This is a genomic window from Streptomyces griseoviridis, from assembly GCF_005222485.1.
In the GTDB taxonomy this organism is placed as follows: domain Bacteria; phylum Actinomycetota; class Actinomycetes; order Streptomycetales; family Streptomycetaceae; genus Streptomyces; species Streptomyces hintoniae.
Genome location: NZ_CP029078.1, coordinates 2,477,192 through 2,498,168 on the forward strand (window position 1 = coordinate 2,477,192; position 20,977 = coordinate 2,498,168).

Genomic DNA, 20,977 nt, shown 5'->3' on the forward strand with positions numbered 1-20,977 from the left:
GGCTAGAGGGCGCCCTTCGTGGAGGGGAGGATGCCGGCCGCGCGCGGGTCGCGCTCGGAGGCGTAGCGCAGGGCGCGGGCGAGCGCCTTGAACTGGCACTCCACGATGTGGTGGGCGTTGCGGCCGTAGGGCACGTGCACGTGCAGGGCGATCTGCGCCTGGGCCACGAAGGACTCCAGGATGTGCCGGGTCATGGTGGTGTCGTACTCGCCGATCATCGGCGCCATCGTCTCGGGCTCGGTGTGCACCAGGTAGGGGCGTCCGGAGAGGTCGACGGTGACCTGGGCGAGGGACTCGTCGAGCGGGACGGTGCAGTTGCCGAACCGGTAGATGCCGACCTTGTCGCCGAGGGCCTGCTTGAAGGCGGCGCCGAGGGCGAGGGCGGTGTCCTCGATGGTGTGGTGCGAGTCGATGTGCAGGTCGCCCTCGGTCTTCACGGTGAGGTCGAACAGGCCGTGCCGGCCGAGCTGGTCGAGCATGTGGTCGTAGAAGCCGACGCCGGTCGCCACCTCGACCTTGCCGCTGCCGTCGAGGTCGATCTCGACGAGGACGGACGTCTCCTTGGTGACCCGCTCCACGCGTCCTGTGCGGTTCATGCGCTCTGCTCCTTCTTCAGTTCACGTACCGCGTCGAGGAACGCGTCGTTCTCGGCGGGGGTTCCCGCGCTGACCCGCAGCCATCCGGGGATGCCGTTGTCCCTGACCAGGACGCCCCGGTCGAGGATGCGCAGCCAGGCGGCGTGCGAGCCGCCCGCGCCGTCGAAGAGCCCGAACTGCACGAAGTTCGCGTCGGACTCGACGACCTGGTAGCCGATGGCGCGCAGTTCGGCGACGAGCCGGTCCCGTTCGGACTTCAGCTGCTCGACGTAGCCGAGCAGGGTGTCGGTGTGTTCGAGGGCCGCGAGGGCGGTCGCCTGGGTGACGGCCGACAGGTGGTAGGGCAGCCGCACCAGTTGGACGGCGTCGACGACGGCCGGGTGCGCGGCGAGGTAGCCGAGGCGCAGTCCCGCGGCGCCGAACGCCTTCGACATGGTGCGCGAGACGACCAGGTGGGGCCGTCCCTCGATGAGCGGCAGCAGTGAGGCGCCGTGGCTGAACTCGACGTACGCCTCGTCGACGATGACCATGGTCGGCTTGACGGCCTGCGCGGCGTCGTACAGCGCGAGGACGGTCTCGCGGGGGACCGCGTTGCCGGTGGGGTTGTTGGGGGTGGTGATGAAGACGACGTCCGGGCGGTGCTCGGCGAGGGCGCGTTCGGCGGCCGGGAGGTCGATGGTGAAGTCGGGGCGGCGGGGCCCTGAGATCCAGCCGGTGCCGGTGCCGCGCGCGATGAGGGCGTGCATCGAGTACGAGGGTTCGAAGCCGATGGCGGTGCGGCCGGGGCCGCCGAAGGTCTGGAGCAGTTGCTGGATGACCTCGTTGGAGCCGTTGGCCGCCCAGACGTCGGCGAGCGAGACCTCGTGGCCGGTGGTGTCGGTCAGGTAGGCGGCGAGCCGGGTGCGCAGTTCGACGGCGTCGCGGTCCGGGTAGCGGTTGAGGTGCCTGGCCGCCTCGCGGACCCGTTCCGCGATCCGCTCGACGAGCGCGTCGGGCAGCGGGTAGGGGTTCTCGTTGGTGTTCAGCCGTACGGGCACGTCGAGTTGGGGTGCGCCGTAGGGGGACTTGCCGCGCAGCTCGTCCCGTACGGGGAGATCGTCGATGCCGGTCACTTGCCCTCGGGTGCCTTCCATCCGCGTGCCGCCTGTTCGTCCGCCTCGAAGCGCGCCTTGACCGCCGCGCCGTGCGCGGGCAGGTCCTCCGCCTCCGCCAGCGTGACCACGTGGTGGGCGACGTCGGCCAGTGCCTCGCGCGTGTAGTCGACGATGTGGATGCCGCGCAGGAAGGACTGGACGGAGAGGCCGGAGGAGTGGCAGGCGCAGCCGCCGGTGGGCAGTACGTGGTTGGATCCGGCCGCGTAGTCGCCGAGCGAGACGGGTGCCCAGGGGCCGACGAAGACGGCGCCGGCGTTCTTGACCCGGTCGGCGACGGCGGCGGCGTCGGCGGTCTGGATCTCCAGGTGCTCGGCGCCGTAGGCGTCGACGACCCGCAGGCCCTCGTCGACGCCGTCGACCAGGACGATCGCGGACTGCCGTCCGGTGAGGGCGGGGACGATCCGGTCGTGGACGTGCTTGCTGGCGGCGACCTGCGGCTCCAGCTCCCGGGCGACGGCGTCCGCCAGTTCCTCGGAGTCGGTGACCAGGACGGCGGCGGCCAGCGGGTCGTGCTCGGCCTGGCTGATCAGGTCGGCGGCGACGTGCACCGGGTCGGCGGTGCGGTCGGCGAGGACGGCGATCTCGGTCGGGCCCGCCTCGGTGTCGATGCCGATCTTCCCGGTGAAGTAGCGCTTGGCGGCGGCGACCCAGATGTTGCCGGGGCCGGTGACCATGGCGGCGGGCGGGCAGGACTCGGTGCCGTGCGCGAACATCGCGACGGCGGTGGCGCCGCCGGCCGCGTACACCTCGTCGACGCCCAGGAGGGCGCAGGCGGCGAGGATCGTCGGGTGCGGGAGGCCGTCGAAGGCGGCCTGCGGCGGGGAGGCGAGCGCGATGGAGCCGACCCCGGCCTCCTGGGCGGGTACGACGTTCATGACGACCGAGGACGGGTACACCGAACGGCCGCCGGGCGCGTACAGGCCGACCCGCTCGACCGGCACCCACTTCTCGGTCACCGAGCCGCCGGGCACCACCTGGGTGGTGTGGCTGGTGCGGCGCTGGGCGCGGTGGACCAGCCGGGCGCGCAGGATGGACTCCTCCAGGGCCGCGCGGACCGCCGGGTCCAGCTCGGCGAGGGCCTTCTCCAGGGCTTCGGCGGGCACCCGTACCCGGTCGAGGCGGACGCCGTCGAACTGCTCGGCGAAGTCGATCAGCGCCGCGTCGCCGCGATGGTGCACGGCCTCGCAGATCGGGCGCACCTTCTCGAGGGCGGCCGCGACGTCGAAGTCGGCTCGGGGCAGCAGGTCGCGCAGGGCGGGGCCCTCGGGAAGGGCGTCGCCGCGCAGATCGATTCGGGAGATCACGGGGACAATTCTCGCAGACCGCGGTCGGCGGCCGTGCGTGCGTATCAATGGCTGATACAGAACCCTCGGACGGGCGACGGGGAACCCGGAAGATCGGCTTCACGTCCTGTGTTCAGGGTGTCACCATCGTGACACCGAACATATGTGCGATTCCATGGGGACGAGAGGGACGGGAGAGCCGTGACCGAGGGCGCCGGGATCCGGGCCGGAGATCTGCCCGACGACCTGACCGCCGCCGAGGCGGGCATGTGGCAGGCCTTCCGCAACGGCAGCGTGTACGACCTGAGCGCCGGCGACCCGGTCGTCGACGACCCGCACGGCGGCCACCCCTGGGGGCCCGAGCGGACCGTGCGGGCCCGGATCGTCTGCTGGCTGCTGCTGGACGGCCCGCCCCCGCTCACCGGCCGGGTCTCCGCGCTGAAGCTGCGCGGGGTCCGGGTCAGCGGCCCCCTCGACCTGGCGGGCGGCACGGTCGCGCCCTACCTGGAGATGCGCGGCTGCCGCTTCGACCGGGAGGTGCTGCTGCCCGAGGCCCGGTTCACCACCCTGCGGCTGGTGAACTGCTCGGTGCCGCGCCTCGAAGCGGCCCGTGTGCACACCGAGGGCGATCTGCACCTGCCCCGCTGCCGCTTCCACAACGGCGTCCGGCTCACCGACGCGCACATCGGCACCGACCTGCTGATCAACCAGGCGATCGTCTACCGCGACCGCACCGGCCGCTCGATCGCCGCCGACGGCATGACCGTCGGCCAGGACCTCCAGGCCGAGCTGCTGGAGTCGCACGGGGAGCTGAGCCTGCGCAGCGCCACGGTGGGCGTCTCGCTGAGCCTGCGCGGCGCCCGGCTCGCCAACCCGTACGGCAGGCTCGCGCTGAACGCCCCCCAGCTGACCGTCGAACGCACCCTCTACCTGACCCCCGCGGGCCTCGACAGCCCGCTGCTGAGCGGGACCACACCCGCCCGCGGCACCCGCATCCAGCGGTTCGAGTGCCAGGGCGGCATCCGCCTCGACGACGGCAGGTTCGGGGACGCCGTCGACCTCCAGCGGGCCCGGTTCGCCTTCACCGACGAGCAGGAGCTGTCGCTGCGCCGGGTGCAGGTCCCCGAACTGCGGTTCCTCGGCGAACGGCCGCAGCGCGGCAAGGTGGTGCTGTCCGGGGCGCGGGTGGTCACGCTGGTCGACCGGGCGAACGCCTGGCCGGGCCCCGGCAACCTGCACATGGGCGGCTTCTCCTACGAGAACCTGGTGCCGCAGGGCCCGTTCCCGCTGGTCGAGCGGCTGGCCTGGGTGGCCGCCGCGACCGCCGAGTACAACCCGGAGCCGTACGAGCGGCTGGCGTCGGTGCTGCGGGCGGGCGGCGAGGACGAGGACGCCCGCGAGGTGCTCCTCGCCAAGCAGCGAAGACGCCGGGAGAGCCTGCCGCTCGCCGCCAAGCTCTGGGGGTACGCCCAGGACGGCGCGGTGGCCTACGGGTACCGGCCGGGGCGGGCCGCGGTGTGGATGGCGGTGCTGTGGGCGGCGGGCTCGCTGGCGTTCGCGCACGCGAGCCGCCCGCCGGCCCCCAAGGGCGAGGACCCGGCGTGGAACCCCGCGCTGTACGCCCTCGACCTGCTGCTGCCGGTGATCGACCTGGGCCAGGTGGGCCTGTGGCAGCCGCGCGGCGGCTGGCAGTGGCTGTCGGCCGCGCTGATCCTGCTGGGCTGGGTCCTGGCGACGACGGTGGCGGCGGGCGCGACCCGGCTGCTGCGCAGGAGCTGACCCCGGCGGGGCAGAAGTCGTTGAACCCTCACACTTTACCTTTCTTTGACCTTCGGACGTACAACTTTCCACGAGTTGACCGTTCCGGCTGGCGCGCGATCGATCCGCGGTCTTTCAATGGTCGACACCATGGCTCTGCTGCCCCCGTTCAGCCGCGCGGCCCGCATCCCCAGGACCGCCCCGCGCCGCGCCGCCGCACCGCCCGCCGGGACGCCGAGGCCGCCCGCGGGCGGCCTCGGACTGCCCGCCGACGACGACGTGCTGCTCGACGTCCCCGACGACCGGCTCGGCCCCGCCCTGGTCGCCGCCGCGCGCGGCGAGCACGGCCCGGCCTCCGCCCTGCTCGGCGCGGCCCGCGCCACCGCCGACTGGGAGCGCAGGGACCGCTGGGTACGGCGCCTGGCCGGCTTCGCCCGCTCCCGCGACGAGTGGTTCCTGCGCTGGTCGGCCACCGCCCCGCGCGACCCCGACCTGCTCACCCTCCGCGCCCAGCTCGCCGTCGACCGGGCCTGGCCCTCACCGGCCAGGGCCGAACTGCTGCGCGAGGTCAGCCCGCTGATCACGGCCGCCGCACGCGGCGACGACCGGGACCCGGTGCCCTGGCGGATCGCCCTCGACCACGCCCGCGGCTCCGGCGCGGGCCACAAGTACTTCGGGGAGCTGTGGGAGGCGGCCGTGCGCCGCGCCCCGCACCACTACGGCTGCCATGTGGCCGCCCTGCGCTACCTCGGCGCCTCCTACCACGGCTCGCACCAGGCGTGCCTCGACTTCGCCGAGCGGGCCGCGCAGGACGCGCCCGCCGCCTCCCCCGTCCAGGCGCTGCCGCTGCGCGCGGTGATCGGCTACCTGACCGACGACTGCGGCCCCGAGCTGCCCCAGCGGCGCCTCGACGAGGCCGCCGACCGGGCCATCGCGCTCTCCGCGCGGTACCCCGAGGCCGACCCCTGGCCCGCCGCCCTGCGCAACCAGCTGCTGCTGGTCCTGGTGCGCCTCGGCCGCTGGCAGGACGCCTTCGCGCAGGCCCGGCTGATCGGCCCGTACGCCACCTCGTTCCCCTGGGAGCGGCTCTCCGACGACCCGCTCGGACTGTTCCTGAAGACCCGCGACGAGGTCCGCACCGCCTGGCTCGCACCCCCGTCGAAGCCGCCACGGAGTGAGCGCGGCCGACACGGGCACCCCGGCGACCATTAGGCTTCTGCGGCGTGACCACCCACCGGCTCCCGCTCTTCCCCCTGAACTCGGCGCTGTTCCCGGGGTTGGTGCTCCCGCTCAACGTCTTCGAGGAGCGCTATCGCGCCATGATGCGCGACCTGCTGAAGACGCCCGAGGACGAACCGCGCCGGTTCGTCGTCGTGGCGATCCGCGACGGCCACGAGGTGGCCCCCAGCTCACCCGGCATGCCCGACCCGACCGCGCCGGTCGACCACGGCCCCGCCGCCGGGTTCGGCGCCGACCCCGCCGCGTCGTTCCACACCGTGGGCTGCGTGGCGGACGCGGCGACGGTCAGGGAGCGCGAGGACGGCACCTTCGAGGTGCTGGCGACCGGCACCACCCGGGTGCGGCTGCTCTCCGTCGACGCCTCGGGACCGTTCCTGACCGCCGAGGTCGAGGAGCTGGCCGAGGAGCCGGGCGAGGAGGCGGGCGCCCTGGCCGAGGGCGTCCTGCGGGCGTTCCGGCAGTACCAGAAGCGGCTGGCCGGCGCCCGGGAGCGGACGCTGGCGACGGGCACGGAGCTGCCGGACGAACCGTCCGTGGTGTCCTACCTGGTCGCGGCCGCGATGATGCTGGACACCCCGACCAAGCAGCGTCTCCTGGAGTGCGAGGACACCGCGTCCCGGCTGCGCGAGGAACTGGAGCTGCTGCGCTCCGAGACGGCGATCATCCGCAACCTGCCGTCCCTGCCCGCGTCGGACCTGACGCGCGGCCGGACCAGCCTGAACTGAGACCCGATGGCGAAGAAGTCGAAGAAGCAGCAGTCGGGCTCCACACCCGCGACGGTCGCGCTGACGTCCGCGGGCGTGCCGTACACGCTGCACGCCTACGAGCACGACCCCGCGCACCCCTCGTACGGCGAGGAGGCCGCCGAGGCGATGGGGGTGTCCCCCGATCGGGTGTTCAAGACGCTCGTCGCCGACGTGGACGGCGCGCTGACGGTGGCGGTGGTCCCGGTGGCCGGCCAGCTCGACCTGAAGGCGCTGGCGGCCGCGGTCGGCGGGAAACGGGCCGCGATGGCGGACCCGGCGCTCGCCGAACGCACCACGGGCTACGTCCGCGGCGGCATCTCCCCGCTGGGCCAGCGCAAGGCGCTGCCCACCGTCCTGGACGCCTCGGCCGCCGGCCACGCCACGATCTGCGTGTCGGCGGGCCGCCGCGGTCTCGAGGTGGAGCTGTCCCCCACCGACCTGACGGCCCTGACGACGGCGACCCTGGCCCCGATCGGCCGGAGCTGACCCCCGGGCCGGCCCTCGGCCTCGCTACGGGAGCGGGGCGCCGTAGGGGTCCTTCGGGTGCGGGCCGATCTCGTCGTACGGGTCCGGGTCGCGCGGGCCGAACAGCGCGGTCAGACCGAGGTGCACCAGCAGCGCGGCCAGCGGGGCCGCCAGCAGCGCACCCATCGTGCCCAGCTTCAGCGGCGCGGAGAAGGTGACGCCCTTGCCGACGTCCTTCGCGTGGGCGATCACGTCCTCGGTGGGCCCGAGCCAGACGCCGAGCCGCCAGGCCACCAGCCCGGCGAGCAGCGCGCCCACGCCGAGACCGACCGTCAGGGGCACACCGCCGCGCCGCCGCGCCAGGAACACGACCAGGCCGCTCAGCGCGCCGAAGGCCAGCCCGAGCAGCGTGAACGTTCCGTCGACGCCGATCGCCTGCTCGCCCTCGCTGTCCTTCAGGTAGACCACCCAGCTCTTGCCCGACACCTCGCCGACCAGCGGCACGTGCGGCGCGAGCCACCACCACAGCAGGCCGAGCAGCACCCCGCCGACGGTCACCGCGACCAGGGTCACCAGGCCCTCGACGAGCTCGGTCCGCAGGCCGGGTCCGTCCTGTCCGTACCCGCCGTGCACCGGGTGGTGCGGGGCGTGGTCCTCGTGCCCGGCGGCCGGGGGCTGCCACCCGTCGTGCGGGGGCCGTTCATGCGGAGGCGGAGTCAACGGTGCGGTCACCCTGACATCGTGCCAGGCCCACCCGGGCGGCGCGTCACCGGACGGCTGCCCGGCGGTACGCCCAGGTGGCGACGGCGAGCGAGACGACGCCGACCGCGCCGCAGACGGCCAGGTCACCGAGGACGAAGGCCCAGTCGGGGTGCGGTCCGAAGGTGCGCGCGAACGCCTCGACGCCGTACGTCGACGGCAGCAGATCGCGGGCGAAGCGCACCGCCCCTGGCATCCGGTCGGCCGGCAGCACGCCCAGCAGCAGCGCCGCGGACATGCCCAACTGGCCGAGCAGGGTGGCGAGTTCCGGGCGCGGCGCGAGCAGCCCGAGGGCGGCGCCGAGCCCGGCGAGGGCGGCGCCCGCCAGCGGGATCACCGCCACGAGCACCCACAGATGCACCATCGGCAGCCCGAACAGCGCGCAGCCGAAGACCGCCGTGACCACGGTCCCCGGCACCGTGAACGAGGCGTACGCGCCGGCCGCCCCGAGCACCACGGCGGCCGGCGGCACCGGCAGCGTCGCGTAGTGGTCGAGGCCGCCGCTGGCGCGCAGCTGGCCGAAGTACTGGGCGAGCAGGTTCAGCGCGACGAACGCCACCACGAGGACGGAGGAGCCGGCGACCACGGCCTCGGCCTCGCCGCCGCCGTTCACCACTCCGCGCATCAGGATCATGATGCCGATGGACTGGAACGTCGCCACGAACAGCAGGGGGATCCGCGCGACCCGGGCCCGTGAGAGCTGCGCCCGGTAGACGGCGGCCATGGCCGGCCACAGGCGTGCCCTGGGCCCCAGTTCGGCCGCGCCCGGGGGCGCGTCCTCCACGGCCAGGGCACCGCCCGGCAGGACATCGGCGGATACGACACTCACGTCGCGCTGCTTCCCTTCTGCTGCGGGACTCTTCCGGCGGTGGCCCTGTCCCGTACGGACGCGGCGGCCCTCGTGTTCATGCCTTCACCAGCCCCTGCCGTACGGCGCCGCCCAGGGCCAGGTAGACGTCCTCCAGGCTGGGGGTGGCGAGGGTGAAGTCGTCGAGGGCGGCGAAGGCGCTGCCGCCGGTCACGGTGGCGACGACGGCGCGGGCCTCGTCGGGGGCGAGCCGCAGCGTCCAGCGGCGGCCCGACTCGACGGCGCGTTCCTGGAGCGCGGCGACCTCGGGGACGTGCAGCGGCGCCCGTTCGCGCCACACCAGGTCGACCCTGACCTCCCCGGCCACCTGCTCCTTGAGGCCGGTGGGGGTGTCGCAGGCGATGACCCGGCCCTGGTCGAGGACGGCGACCCGGTCGAGGACGGTCTCGGCCTCGATGACGTTGTGGGTGACGAGCAGGACGGTGGTGCCGCGTTCGGCGCGGCGGCGGTCGACGGCGGCCCAGACGGCCCGTCTGGCCACCGGGTCCATGCCGGTGGTCGGCTCGTCGAGGACCAGCAGCGGGCGTTCGCCGACCAGCGCGGAGGCGACGCAGGCGAGCCGGCGCTGGCCGCCGGAGAGTTTCTTCAGCGGGCGCCCGGCGAGGGCGGTGAGGCCCAGCTCGTCGAGGACGGCGTCGCGTTCGGCCCGCGCGGTCCTGGCGTCGAGGCCGCGCAGCCGTCCGGTGGTCTCGGCGGCGAGGGAGACCGTCAGTTCGTCGAGGGCGGTCGACTCCTGGCCGAGGAAGGCGAGGATGCGGGAGGCCCGCTCGGGGTGGCGGACGATGTCGTGCCCGAGGATCTCGACGCCGCCGCTGTCCGGCCGCATCAGTCCGGTGATCTGCCGTACCAGGGTGGACTTCCCGGCCCCGTTGGGCCCGAGCAGCCCGAAGATCTCACCGCGTCCGATGTCGAGCCGCACGTCGTCGGTGGCCCTGACCTGGGGTGTGCCCGGTGCGCCGCGCCGGGCGCGCACGGCGGGGTAGGTCTTGGTCAGTCCGCGCACCGCGCACACGACATCGCCTCCGTGCCGAAGTGCCTGTGCCGCGCGCGTACTCACAAGGGACGAGGGTACGGGGTCCCGTGGCCCCGGCCGCTGCCGGGTCGGCCCCGCCCGCTTCCCCGTCACTCACCCGCGGGCGAGTGCTCCGCCGCCGTCCGTACGTCGATCTCGCGCCAGAAACCGGCCCGGATGGCGTAGCGGTCGTGCTCGTCGATCTGGTCGTCCTTGTGGGCGAGCAGTCCGAACCTGGCCGCGTAGCGCAGCAGCTCGCCGTCGACGCGGTGCGGGACGCGCGGGTACATCCCGGAGAGTTTCTGGAGGTGGGACTGGTCCCCGAGCCGTCCCATCCAGCGGCGGGCGAAGACCTGTCCGACCTCGAAGGGGTCGCCGCCGACCGTGGTGATGTCCTCCTCGCGGTCGGCCCAGCGCTGCTCGGCGGTGGTCAGCTGGGCGAGCGTCGGCATCGACGCCGCGTCCTGCGGCTCCGAGACGGGCCGGTCGACCCACCCTTTGTCGGAGGACCAGCGCAGCGTCGCGTTCGGCGGGTGCGGGGCGGGCTGGCTGCCGGGGCCGCGCAGCGCGGCCAGGTCCTTGGGGGTGGGCACGCCCTTGGGCGCGGGGACCCGCTCCTGGGTGTCGTGGCCCGCGGGGGCGTCCTGGGGGTGCTCGGTGTCGTCGGCGGGCCGTTCGGGGGCGGCGGTCAGCCCGGAGTCGGGCAGTGGCGCGGAGAGGATCGCGGCGATCTCCGGGCGCGGCGCGGGCGACGGCGCGCAGACCCCGCCGGTCTCCTTGGCGCGGACGGCCCCGGTGATCCAGACGCGGTCGAGGACGCGCCGCTCGTCGGCCTCGGCGACCAGGTCCTCGGACTGGTTGTAGTCGCCGTCGGCGGCCTGCACGGCCCACAGGTGGACGGCGACGCCGTGCTCCTTGGCGGCCATCATGCCCGGCAGCAGGTCGCCGTCGCCGGTGACCAGGACGATGTCGGAGCAGGCGCGGTTGCGGGCCAGCTCGGTCAGCTCGGCGTGCATGGCGGCGTCGACGCCCTTCTGCGCCCACCGGCCGTCGCTGCGGGTCAGCGCGCCGAGCCGGACGGTGACCCGGGGCATCACGCGCAGCCTGCGGTGTTCGGGCTGCGGGACGCGGTCGGGGGCGCCGTCGAACCAGTAGATGCGCAGCAGCGGGCGCTGGGTGTCGGACTCGGCGCGTTCGCGCAGGCCCTGGATGAGGGCGGCGTGGTCGACGGTGATGCGGGACCGCGAGGGCTCTCCGGCGAGGAGGCTCGCGGCGGCGCCCAGCAGGTACCCGGCGTCCACCAGGACGATGCAGCGGTCCACGCGGTCCACCCTCTTTCCGGGAGGTTGCTTCGGGCTTGTCTTCGAGTCTGCCCGACCACGCGGAGGTTAACGGCCCGAACTCGATCTTCGGCGTGGCGTTTCGGGGCCGCACACTCCGATGTCCCCTGTGACAGACGGTAATTATCCGAAATGCGTTCTTTGCCAGCTTATGTGAATCTGGTCCAGGACCTGGCCCCTAGTTTCCCCCGCAGGAGGCAGATCACCATGGCCAAGAACAAGAAGCAGGACAGGAAACAGCCGCAGTCCGAGCGCAGCCGTGAGCACGCCCAGGGGTCCTCGATGGAGGCGCAGGCCGAGCAGCGCATCAGCCAGGTGACCCCCGCGGACATGGCCCGCAAGGGCAAGCAGAAGCGCTTCGGTCACAACTGACCTCCGCGCGCGGCACGTTGGCCGGTCCGGGGGCGTGAGGGCACCGGACAGGCACCGAGGGGCGCACCCGTCGACGGGTGCGCCCCTCGCGCGGGTCGGGCCGGCCGGGGCCGGCCAGGCTGTTCGGGGTGGTGGCTCAGCCGGCCAGGCAGGACGGTCCGAGCAGCACCTTCAGGTCGCCGAAGAGCGCCGGGTCGGGCTTGACCCGGTGCCGGTCGAGGCGGAGCACGGTGGTCTTGGTGGGGCCCTGGAGCCTGATCCTGACCTCGCTGTCGCCCCGGTGGTGGGTGAGGATCTCGCCGAGGCGGCTGACCATCGGCGGGGTGACCCGGGTGGCCGGGATGGTCAGGATCACCGGCGCGTTGGTGCCCGCGTTGGACAGGTCGGGGACCTGGAGCTCCATCGCGACGAGCCGCGGCACGTCCTCGCGCTTGTCGAGGCGTCCCTTGACGAACACCACGGCGTCCTCGACGAGTTGGGTCGAGACGAGCTGGTAGGTGGCGGGGAAGAACATGCACTCGATGGAGCCGGCCAGGTCCTCGACGGTGGCGATCGCCCAGGCGTTGCCCTGCTTGGTCATCTTGCGCTGGAGGCCCGAGATGATGCCGCCGATGGTGACCACCGCGCCGTCCGCGTGCTCACCGCCGGTGAGCTGGGAGATGCCGGCGTCCGCCTTGTCGGAGAGCACGTGCTCCAGGCCGAACAGCGGGTGGTCGGAGACGTAGAGGCCGAGCATCTCCCGCTCCTGGGCGAGCAGATAGGTCTTCTCCCACTCGTCGTCGGTGAAGACGACGTCGAGGCCGAAGCCGGGTTCGTCGTTCTGCTCCTCGCCCATCCCGCCGAAGAGGTCGAACTGCCCCTCGGCCTCCTTGCGCTTGACCGCGACCACGTTGTCGATCATCGGCTCGTACTGGGCGGTGAGTCCCTTGCGGGTGTGGCCCATCGAGTCGAAGGCGCCGGCCTTGATGAGGGATTCGGTGGTGCGCTTGTTGCAGGCGACCGCCTCGACCTTGTCGAGGTAGTCGGGGAACGAGCCGTACTTCCCCTTGGCCTTGCGGCTGCGGATGATCGACTCGACCACGTTGGTACCGACGTTGCGGACGGCGGAGAGGCCGAAGAGGATCACGTCGTCGCCCTGGGCCGCGAAGTTCGACATCGACTCGTTGACGTTGGGCGGGAGCACCTTGATGCCCATGCGGCGGCACTCGTTGAGGTAGATCGCCGACTTGTCCTTGTCGTCCTTGACGGAGGTCAGCAGACCGGCCATGTACTCGGCCGGGTAGTTCGCCTTGAGGTAGGCGGTCCAGTAGGAGACCAGTCCGTAGGCGGCCGAGTGCGCCTTGTTGAAGGCGTAGCCGGCGAACGGCACCAGCACGTCCCACAGGGCCTGGATCGCCTCGTCGCTGAACCCCTTCTTCTGGGCGCCCGCCTGGAACAGGACGAAGTTCTTGGCGAGTTCGTCGGGCTTCTTCTTGCCCATCACGCGGCGCAGGATGTCGGCCTCGCCGAGCGAGTAGCCGGCGATGATCTGCGCGGCCTTCTGCACCTGCTCCTGGTAGACGATCAGGCCGTAGGTGACGGCCAGGACCTCTTCCAGGGGCTCCTCCAGCTCCTTGTGGATCGGGGTGATCTCCTGGAGCTTGTTCTTGCGCAGCGCGTAGTTGGTGTGCGAGTCCATGCCCATCGGGCCGGGACGGTAGAGCGCGGAGACGGCGGAGATGTCCTCGAAGTTGTCGGGCTTCATCAGGCGCAGCAGGGAGCGCATGGGTCCGCCGTCGAACTGGAAGACGCCCAGGGTGTCGCCGCGCTGGAGGAGTTCGAAGGTCTTGGGGTCGTCGAGCGGCAGGGCCAGCAGGTCGAGGTCGATGCCCTTGTTGGACTTCACCATCTTGACGGCGTCGTCCATGATCGTGAGGTTGCGCAGGCCGAGGAAGTCCATCTTCAGCAGGCCGAGCGACTCGCACTGCGGGTAGTCCCACTGTGTGATGGTCACGCCGTCGGTGTGCCGCACCCAGATCGGGGCGTGGTCGACGATGGGCTCGCTGGACATGATGACGCCGGCGGCGTGCACGCCCATCTGCCTGACCAGGCCCTCGACGCCCTTGGCGGTGTCGATGACCTTCTTGACGTCCGGTTCGTTCTCGTACATCGCGCGGATCTCGCCGGCCTCGCTGTAGCGGGGGTGCGAGGGGTCGGTGATGCCGTTGAGGTCGATGCCCTTGCCGAGGACGTCGGCGGGCATCGCCTTGGTGAGCCGGTCGCCCATGGCGTAGGGGTAGCCGAGGACGCGCGCGGAGTCCTTGATGGCGTTCTTGGCCTTGATCTTGCCGTAGGTGCCGATCATGGCGACCTTGTCGGCGCCGTACTTCTCCGTCACGTACCGGATGACCTCGACGCGCCTGCGCTCGTCGAAGTCGATGTCGACGTCGGGCATGGAGACGCGCTCGGGGTTGAGGAACCGCTCGAAGATCAGGCCGTGCGGGATCGGGTCGAGGTCGGTGATGCCCATGGCGTAGGCGACGATCGAACCGGCGGCTGAACCGCGGCCGGGGCCGACCGCGATGCCGTTCTTCTTGGCCCACATGATGAAGTCGGCGACGACGAGGAAGTAGCCGGGGAACCCCATCTGGATGATGACGTCCATCTCGTACTCGGCCTGCTTCTGCCGGTCGTCGGGGACGCCGCCGGGGAAGCGGCGCTCCATGCCGCGGCGGACCTCCTCCTGGAACCAGGTGACCTCGGTGAAGCCGTCGGGGATGTCGAACTTCGGCATGAGGTTCTTGGCCTCGAACATCCCGCTGGTGTCGACCTGCTCGGCGACCAGGAGGGTGTTGCGGCAGCCTTCCTGCCAGGCGTCCGAGGAGTCGACGGCGTACATCTCGTCCGTCGACTTCAGGTAGTAGCCGGTGCCGTCGAACCGGAAGCGGTCGGGGTCGGAGAGGTTCTTGCCGGTCTGGATGCAGAGCAGGGCGTCGTGCGCGGTCGCCTCGTGCGCGTACGTGTAGTGCGAGTCGTTGGTGACCAGGGGCGGGATGCCGAGCTTCTTGCCGATCTCCAGCAGGCCGTCGCGGACCCGGTGCTCGATCTCGATGCCGTGGTCCATCAGCTCCAGGAAGTAGCGGTCCTTGCCGAAGATGTCCTGGTACTCGGCGGCCGACTTCAGCGCCTCGTCGAACTGGCCGAGGCGCAGCCTGGTCTGGAGTTCGCCGGAGGGGCAGCCGGTGGAGGCGATGAGGCCCTCGGACCACTGGGAGATGGTCTCCTTGTCCATCCGGGGCCACTTCTGCAGCCAGCCCTCGGCGTACGCGTCCGAGGAGAGCCGGAAGAGGTTGTGCAGGCCCTTCGCGTTGGCCGCCCAGATCGTCTTGTGGGTGTAGCCGCCGGAACCGGAGACGTCGTCGCGCTTCTGGTGCGGCTGGCCCCACTGGATCTTGCGCTTGTTGCGCCGCGACTCGGGCGCCACGTACGCCTCGATGCCGATGATCGGCGTGACCCCGGCCTTCTTCGCGGTGTGGAAGAAGTCGTACGCCCCGTGCAGGTTGCCGTGGTCGGACATGGCGATGTGCGACATGCCCATCTCGTTGCAGGCGTCGAACATGTCCTTGAGCCGCGCGGCACCGTCCAGCAGCGAGTACTGGGTGTGGACGTGCAGGTGCGTGAACGGCGGCTTCGACACGGTGCGGCCTCCAAGAGAAACGGTCGGCGACGGGACGGCGGACGGTCCGGGGGACAGCGTCGAAGTCTATGCCTCGCCACTGACACTCCAGCGGCTTCCCCACGTACCTTCACCACGAGGGCCGCGGGCACTTCCGCGGCCGCTCGGCCGTTGGACGCGGCGAAGACGCCGTCGTACAGACCCTGCACCAGGAGGCACCCCGCGATGTCGGTCACCCCGCTCGACGACGAGCAGCGCGGCGAGGAGATCCTCGCCGTCTTCGACACCGCCTTCGGCGAGCTCCTGGCCGCCGACCCGGCCGCGTTCCGCGTGAAGTTCCGCAAGATGGCGGCCTCGGCGTTCGCGTTCTACCGGGGCACGGCGTGCCTCTTCTACCACGACCTGGAGCCGGAGAAGCGGGGCGGCCCCTACCTGGACGAGCGGACCTCGCGGGTGTGGATCCACGGCGATCTGCACGCGGAGAACTTCGGCACGTACATGGACTCCAACGGCCGTCTGGTCTTCAACGTCAACGACTTCGACGAGGCGTACGTCGGCCCCTTCACCTGGGACCTGAAGCGGTTCGCCGCCTCCATCGCGCTGGTCGGCTACGCGAAGGCGCTCAGCGACGACCAGATCACCGAGCTGGTCGAGGTGTACGCGGGCGCCTACCGCGAGCGGATCCACGCGCTGGCGACGGGCGCCAAGAGCGACGAGGTGCCGCCCTTCACCCTGGACACCGCGCAGGGCCCGCTGCTGGACGCGCTGCGCGACGCCCGCTCGCTGACCCGGTTCTCGCTGCTGGAGTCGATGACGGAGATCCGCGACTTCGAGCGCCGCTTCGCGGCCGGCGGCGGCTCCGTCGAGCTGGACGCGGCGACCCGCTACAAGGTGCTCGCGGCCTTCGACGGCTATCTGGAGACGCTGCCCGACACCTCCCTGGCCCGCCCCGACTCCTACCGGGTCAAGGACGTGGTGGGCCGGCGCGGCATCGGCATCGGGTCGGCCGGGCTGCCGTCGTACAACATCCTCCTGGAGGGGTCGAGCGACGCCCTGGAGAACGACGTGGTGATCTACATCAAGCAGGCGCAGACCCCTGCGGTCTCCCGGCACCTCACCGACCAGCGGATCCGTGACTACTTCCAGCACGAGGGCCACCGCACGGTGATCTCCCAGCGCGCCCTTCAGGCGCACGCCGACCCGTGGCTGGGCTGGACGGAGCTGAGCGGCGCGGGCCAGCTGGTCGCGGAGGTGTCGCCGTACGCCGTCGACCTCGACTGGGGCGACATCGACGACCCGGAGGAGATCGCGATGGTCGTCGCCGACCTCGGCCGGGCCACCGCCGCCATGCACGCGGCGGCCGACGACCAGTCGGGCGAGTCCCTGGTGCCGTTCTCCACCGAGCGGGCCATCGACGCGGCGATCGCGGCCGACGAGGACGGCTTCCCCGACCTGATGACCGACTTCGCGCACGCCTACGGCGCCCGCGCGCGGGCCGACCACCAGATCTTCGTGGACCTGTTCCGCAACGGCCGGATCCCGGGTCTGTGAGGGTCCGGACGCTCACAGGGACCCTTTAGGGGTCCCTTACAGCACCACGTGACACACTCTCCACGCTATGGACATATCCGGGACCCCGCTACGAGCCGTTCGCGCGGCGCTGTTCACGGCACTCGTCGTGACGCTCAGCACCGCGTCGCACGTGCTGCTGTCGCGGGTCCCGCTGCCGCTGAACACGGTGGCCGCCGTCGCGGTCGCCGTCTTCGCGGTCGCCTACGCGCTGGCCGGCCGTGAGCGGGGCTTCGCCCGGATCGCCGGGCTGCTGATCCCGCTGGAGCTGGCCGCCGACACGGTCTTCACCACCGGCCAGCACGTCTGCTACGGCCGCGCGGGCGGCCCGGTCGCGAGGCCGCTGCGCTCCGTCGGGTTCGACGTGCTGTGCGGCAGCCGCACCGAGGTCGGCACTCCGCTGGCCCGGGTCACCGGCGCGGGCCCCGACCGGCTCGCCGCCCTGCTGGCGCACGCCGACCCGGCGACACCCTGGCTGCTGCTGGGCGCGCACATCGGCGTCGGACTGCTGGCGGCGGCCTGGCTGCGGCGCGGCGAGCGGGCGCTCGGCCAGCTGCTGCGGGCGGTCGCGGTGACGACGTTCAGGCCGCTGCTGCTCGCGGTGGCCTCGGTCGCCGTGCGCCCGGCCGGCTCCGCGCCCCGGCCCCGACGGGCCCCTCTGCGCGCGGTGACGGCCCGCGGCCGGCTGCTCGCGCACTCCCTGGGACGGCGTGGACCGCCGTGCTCCCTCTCGTTCGCCTGAACAACGGCGATGTTCGCCTGAACTCTCTGAACAGCCTGAACAGCAGTGACGTTCACTCGGACCGCACAACCGTTCGTTCGAACAGCACCGAGCACGACCTCTCCCCCACACGTATCCCGCGCGCCACCGGCGCGCGTCCCACATGGAGATCACCGACATGAGCAAGCGGAACAGCCAGACGGCGAAGACGGCGGCGCGTGAGCGGCTGCGTCTGGAGCGCGAGCGCCAGGCCAAGCGCGCCAAGGTCAAGCGCCAGGTCGTGGTGGCCGGCGCGGTCGTCGCCGTCCTGGCGGCGGCCGGCGGCATAGGCTACGCGGTCGTCCAGGCGAACAAGCCCTCGCACTGGGAGGCCATCAAGGACGAGAAGGTCGTCGCCCCGGCCAACACCACGGGCAAGGACGGCACGACCGTCGTCATCGGCAAGGCGAGCGCGAAGAAGACCCTGAAGGTCTACGAGGACCCGCGCTGCCCGATCTGCGCCCAGTTCGAGCAGACCGTCGGCTCGACCCTGGACAAGGACGTCGAGGACGGCAAGTTCAAGGTGCAGTTCGTCGGCGGCACGTTCCTGGACGGCGACTCGCTCGGCAAGGGCCAGATAGGTTCGCGCGGCGAGGGCTCCAAGAGCGCGATGGCGGCCCTCGGCGCCGCGCTGAACGTCAGCGACCAGGCGTTCCTGGAGTACAAGACCGCGCTGTACTCGAAGAAGTTCCACCCGGACGAGTCCACCGACAAGTTCAAGGACGCCGACTACCTGATCAAGATCGCGCAGACGGTGCCCGACCTGAAGGACAACGCCGCGTTCCAGAAGGCGGTGAAGAACGGCACCTACGACGCCTGGGCGCTCGCCATGTCGAAGTCGTTCGACACCAACAAGGACGGCGTCACCGGCACCCCGAGCTTCGTGATGGACGGCAAGAAGCTCTCCGCGGACAGCAGCGGCAACCCGCCGATGACCGTCGAGCAGTTCACCACGGCGATCGACGCGGCCCTCAAGGGCTGACCCGGCCGCCTCCTGGCGACCACCGGTGAAAGAGCGGGCGAACTTTCGACCGTTCGCCCGCTCTCACCCGTACCGGTCAGTAACCTGATCGGTCGTGACCAGTCGACACAGATCATCCGCGCGCACCACCGCGCCCGCCGAGGGCACCGCACCGCTGTCACCCCGCCGCCGCACGGTCGTCAAGGCCGCGGCCGCCGGCGCCGTCCTGGCCGCGCCGCTCGCCGTCGCCCTGCCCGCCCGCGCCGCCGCCGCCGCCGCCGAGGCTCCCCGCTTCCTGCACGGCGTCGCCTCGGGCGACCCGCTGCCCGACGGCATCCTGCTGTGGACCCGGGTCACCCCGACCCCCGAGGCCGCGCCAGGCTCGGGGCTCGGCCCGGACACCGAGGTGAGCTGGGTCGTCGCCACCGACAAGGCGCTCACGAACGTCGTCGCGCGGGGCTCCCTCACCACCGGCGCGGCCCGCGACCACACCGTCAAGGCCGACATCCGCGGCCTCGCACCGGCCACCGACCACTGGTTCCGCTTCTCCGCCGGCCCCACCGACTCCCCCGTCGGCCGCACCCGCACCGCGCCCGCGGCCGACGCCGCCGTGCCGGGACTCCGCTTCGGCGTCGTCTCCTGCGCCAACTGGGAGGCCGGCTGGTTCTCCGCGTACCGCCACCTCGCGGCCCGCGGCGACCTGGACGGCTGGCTGCATCTGGGCGACTACCTCTACGAGTACCCGACGGGCGAGTACGGGACGCGCGGCACGGTCGTCAGGCCGCACACGCCGGCCCACGAGATCATCACGCTCGCCGACTACCGGGCCAGGCACGGCCGCCACAAGACCGACGCCGACCTCCAGGCCCTGCACGCCAAGGCGCCGGTCGTGGCGATATGGGACGACCACGAGTTCGCCGACAACGCCTGGTCGGGCGGCGCCGTCAACCACACCGAGGGCGCCGAGGGCACCTGGAGCGACCGTCAGACGGCGGCCAAGCAGGCGTACTTCGAGTGGATGCCGGTCCGCCCGGCGATCGAGGGCACCACCTACCGGCGGCTGCGCTTCGGCAAGCTCGCCGAGCTTTCCCTGCTCGACCTGCGCTCCTTCCGCTCCCAGCAGGCGGCCACCGGCTCCGGATCGGTCGACGACCCGGACCGCACGATCACCGGGCGCGCGCAGCTCGACTGGCTGAAGGCCGGACTGAGCGGCTCCGACTCCACCTGGCGGCTGGTCGGCAACTCGGTGATGATCTCGCCGTTCGCCGTCGGCTCGCTCGCCGCCGACCTGCTCGCACCGCTCGCGAAGCTGCTCGGGCTGCCTCGGGAGGGGCTCGCCCTCAACACCGACCAGTGGGACGGCTACACCGACGACCGCCGTGAACTTCTCGCCCATCTGCGGACCCACGCGATCCGCAACACCGTCTTCCTCACCGGCGACATCCACATGGCGTGGGCCAACGACGTGCCGGTGGACGCCGGTACCTACCCGCTCTCCCCGTCGGCGGCCACCGAGTTCGTCGTCACCTCGATGACCTCGGACAACCTCGACGACATCGTGAAGGTCCCCGAGGGCACCGTCTCCGCGCTGGCCGCGCCGGTCATCCAGGCCGCCAACCGGCATGTGCACTGGGTCGACACCGACCGGCACGGCTACGGCGTCCTGGACATCACGGCCGCCCGCGCCCAGATGGACTACTACGTGCTGTCCGACCGCACCGACCCGGCCGCCACCTCGTCCTGGGCGCGTTCGTACCGCACCCGCAGCGGCACCCAGAGGGTCGAGCGGAGCTACGACCCCGTGTAGGGGCCAGGCGCCGCGAGGGGCCCCCGGCTCACAGGGAGTCGAGGAAGCCGAGCGCCACCCGCCAGGTGGCCTCGGCGGCCTCCGCGTCGTGGTCGGGCAGGTCGGGGTCGGTGTAGAGGTGACCGGCGCCCGGGTACCTGTACACCTCGACGTCGGCGCCCGTCCGGCCCATCTGGAGGTACCAGGCGCTCAGCCAGTCGTCCGTCTCGAACGCGTCGGGCTCGGCCACGTGCAGCTGGACCGGCAGGTCGGGCGCGGACGCGTTCGGCGCGATGTCCGAGGTGCCGTGCAGGAGCAGCAGACCGCGCGCCTTCTCGTCACCGAGGGCGAGGGTCTGCGCGACGGACGCGCCGAGCGAGAACCCGGCGTACACCAGGCCCCGGTCCGAGTAGGGCGCGACGGCCAGCACGGCCCGCTTCAGCAGCTCGTCCTTCCCGATCGCCTCGTTGAACTCCTTGCCCTCCTCGACGCTGGTGAAGGTGTGCCCGTCGAACAGGTCGGGGGTCCACACCTCGTGCCCGGCGGCACGGAGCCGGTCGGCGGCCTGGCGCACCGCCGGTCTGAGCCCGTAGATCGAGTGGAGAAGCATGATGTCCATGGCCCCATCGTGCCAGCCGCCACCGACAGTGACCC

18 protein-coding genes are annotated in these 20,977 nt (G+C 72.2%); 9 read left to right on the plus strand and 9 right to left on the minus strand.

Translation table 11 applies throughout. From position 1 onward, the window contains the following. Positions 1-2 precede the first annotated feature (2 nt). From hisB to hisD, 3 genes are read right to left on the minus strand one after another with little or no spacing between them, the layout of a single operon-like run. On the minus strand, positions 3-596 hold the full coding sequence (hisB, locus tag DDJ31_RS10075) for an imidazoleglycerol-phosphate dehydratase HisB (RefSeq protein ID WP_127180617.1): 594 nt from the start codon (positions 594-596) through the stop codon (positions 3-5). Continuing rightward, entirely contained in the window at positions 593-1,708 is a 1,116-nt protein-coding gene (locus DDJ31_RS10080; RefSeq protein WP_253302953.1) for a histidinol-phosphate transaminase, read from the minus strand. Before DDJ31_RS10080 ends, hisB begins: the two co-directional genes overlap by 4 nt. Continuing rightward, positions 1,705-3,054, minus strand: coding sequence for a histidinol dehydrogenase (gene hisD, locus DDJ31_RS10085; protein ID WP_127180615.1), 1,350 nt, complete (start codon positions 3,052-3,054; stop codon positions 1,705-1,707). The genes DDJ31_RS10080 and hisD overlap by 4 nt, the downstream gene beginning before the upstream one ends. A 180-nt stretch (positions 3,055-3,234) precedes the next feature. On the opposite strand from hisD, the gene DDJ31_RS10090 reads away from it, so the two are divergent. The 4 genes from DDJ31_RS10090 (at position 3,235) to ybaK (ending at position 7,262) form a co-directional block, all read left to right on the plus strand. Then, positions 3,235-4,812, plus strand: coding sequence for an oxidoreductase (locus tag DDJ31_RS10090; RefSeq protein ID WP_127180614.1), 1,578 nt, complete (start codon positions 3,235-3,237; stop codon positions 4,810-4,812). Between the two features lie 117 nt (positions 4,813-4,929). Next, complete coding sequence (locus DDJ31_RS10095; protein ID WP_127180613.1) at positions 4,930-6,003, plus strand: hypothetical protein; 1,074 nt, start codon at positions 4,930-4,932, stop codon at positions 6,001-6,003. A gap of 11 nt (positions 6,004-6,014) precedes the next feature. Next, the gene (locus tag DDJ31_RS10100) at positions 6,015-6,755 is read left to right on the plus strand and encodes an LON peptidase substrate-binding domain-containing protein (RefSeq protein ID WP_127180612.1); all 741 of its coding nucleotides are present in this window, start codon (positions 6,015-6,017) and stop codon (positions 6,753-6,755) included. 6 nt (positions 6,756-6,761) lie between these two features. Beyond that, positions 6,762-7,262, plus strand: coding sequence for a Cys-tRNA(Pro) deacylase (ybaK, locus tag DDJ31_RS10105; RefSeq protein ID WP_127180611.1), 501 nt, complete (start codon positions 6,762-6,764; stop codon positions 7,260-7,262). Positions 7,263-7,286: 24 nt separating this feature from the next. On the opposite strand, the gene DDJ31_RS10110 is transcribed toward ybaK, so the two are convergent. From DDJ31_RS10110 to DDJ31_RS10125, 4 genes are all read right to left on the minus strand, one after another. After that, a complete protein-coding gene (locus tag DDJ31_RS10110; protein ID WP_127180610.1) occupies positions 7,287-7,973 on the minus strand; it encodes an AAA family ATPase in 687 nt (228 codons plus the stop codon). 34 nt (positions 7,974-8,007) lie between these two features. Then, positions 8,008-8,829 carry an ABC transporter permease gene (locus DDJ31_RS10115; protein ID WP_127180609.1) on the minus strand — a complete coding sequence of 274 codons (822 nt, stop codon included), beginning with the start codon at positions 8,827-8,829 and terminating at the stop codon, positions 8,008-8,010. A 76-nt stretch (positions 8,830-8,905) separates the two neighbouring features. Continuing rightward, positions 8,906-9,880 carry an ABC transporter ATP-binding protein gene (locus DDJ31_RS10120; RefSeq protein WP_127182871.1) on the minus strand — a complete coding sequence of 325 codons (975 nt, stop codon included), beginning with the start codon at positions 9,878-9,880 and terminating at the stop codon, positions 8,906-8,908. Positions 9,881-9,990: 110 nt separating this feature from the next. Beyond that, the gene (locus DDJ31_RS10125; RefSeq protein ID WP_127180608.1) at positions 9,991-11,202 is read right to left on the minus strand and encodes an NYN domain-containing protein; all 1,212 of its coding nucleotides are present in this window, start codon (positions 11,200-11,202) and stop codon (positions 9,991-9,993) included. A 225-nt stretch (positions 11,203-11,427) separates the two neighbouring features. Here DDJ31_RS10125 and DDJ31_RS10130 point away from each other — a divergent pair, with 225 nt between their 5' ends. Next, entirely contained in the window at positions 11,428-11,592 is a 165-nt protein-coding gene (locus tag DDJ31_RS10130) for a hypothetical protein (protein ID WP_164785001.1), read from the plus strand. Positions 11,593-11,728: 136 nt separating this feature from the next. On the opposite strand, the gene dnaE is transcribed toward DDJ31_RS10130, so the two are convergent. After that, on the minus strand, positions 11,729-15,268 hold the full coding sequence (gene dnaE, locus DDJ31_RS10135) for a DNA polymerase III subunit alpha (RefSeq protein ID WP_127180607.1): 3,540 nt from the start codon (positions 15,266-15,268) through the stop codon (positions 11,729-11,731). 204 nt (positions 15,269-15,472) lie between these two features. Here dnaE and DDJ31_RS10140 point away from each other — a divergent pair, with 204 nt between their 5' ends. The 4 genes from DDJ31_RS10140 (at position 15,473) to DDJ31_RS10155 (ending at position 20,344) form a co-directional block, all read left to right on the plus strand. Continuing rightward, the gene (locus DDJ31_RS10140; RefSeq protein WP_127180606.1) at positions 15,473-16,798 is read left to right on the plus strand and encodes a DUF2252 domain-containing protein; all 1,326 of its coding nucleotides are present in this window, start codon (positions 15,473-15,475) and stop codon (positions 16,796-16,798) included. Positions 16,799-16,865: 67 nt separating this feature from the next. After that, positions 16,866-17,558 carry a hypothetical protein gene (locus DDJ31_RS10145; RefSeq protein ID WP_127180605.1) on the plus strand — a complete coding sequence of 231 codons (693 nt, stop codon included), beginning with the start codon at positions 16,866-16,868 and terminating at the stop codon, positions 17,556-17,558. Between the two features lie 157 nt (positions 17,559-17,715). Continuing rightward, on the plus strand, positions 17,716-18,558 hold the full coding sequence (locus DDJ31_RS10150) for a thioredoxin domain-containing protein (RefSeq protein WP_127180604.1): 843 nt from the start codon (positions 17,716-17,718) through the stop codon (positions 18,556-18,558). 94 nt (positions 18,559-18,652) lie between these two features. Beyond that, positions 18,653-20,344, plus strand: a complete 1,692-nt coding sequence (locus DDJ31_RS10155) for an alkaline phosphatase D family protein (RefSeq protein ID WP_127180603.1) — start codon at positions 18,653-18,655, stop codon at positions 20,342-20,344. A gap of 28 nt (positions 20,345-20,372) precedes the next feature. On the opposite strand, the gene DDJ31_RS10160 is transcribed toward DDJ31_RS10155, so the two are convergent. After that, a complete protein-coding gene (locus DDJ31_RS10160; RefSeq protein ID WP_127180602.1) occupies positions 20,373-20,942 on the minus strand; it encodes a dienelactone hydrolase family protein in 570 nt (189 codons plus the stop codon). Between the last annotated feature and the right edge of the window lie 35 nt (positions 20,943-20,977).

Coding starts and splice junctions, on each gene's coding strand:
- hisB (WP_127180617.1), bottom strand. CDS start 596: ATGAACCGCACAGGACGCGTGGAGCGGGTCACCAAGGAGACGTCCGTC.
- DDJ31_RS10095 (WP_127180613.1), top strand. CDS start 4,930: ATGGTCGACACCATGGCTCTGCTGCCCCCGTTCAGCCGCGCGGCCCGC.
- ybaK (WP_127180611.1), top strand. CDS start 6,762: ATGGCGAAGAAGTCGAAGAAGCAGCAGTCGGGCTCCACACCCGCGACG.
- DDJ31_RS10130 (WP_164785001.1), top strand. CDS start 11,428: ATGGCCAAGAACAAGAAGCAGGACAGGAAACAGCCGCAGTCCGAGCGC.
- DDJ31_RS10140 (WP_127180606.1), top strand. CDS start 15,473: ATGTCGGTCACCCCGCTCGACGACGAGCAGCGCGGCGAGGAGATCCTC.
- DDJ31_RS10145 (WP_127180605.1), top strand. CDS start 16,866: ATGGACATATCCGGGACCCCGCTACGAGCCGTTCGCGCGGCGCTGTTC.
- DDJ31_RS10150 (WP_127180604.1), top strand. CDS start 17,716: ATGAGCAAGCGGAACAGCCAGACGGCGAAGACGGCGGCGCGTGAGCGG.
- DDJ31_RS10160 (WP_127180602.1), bottom strand. CDS start 20,942: ATGGACATCATGCTTCTCCACTCGATCTACGGGCTCAGACCGGCGGTG.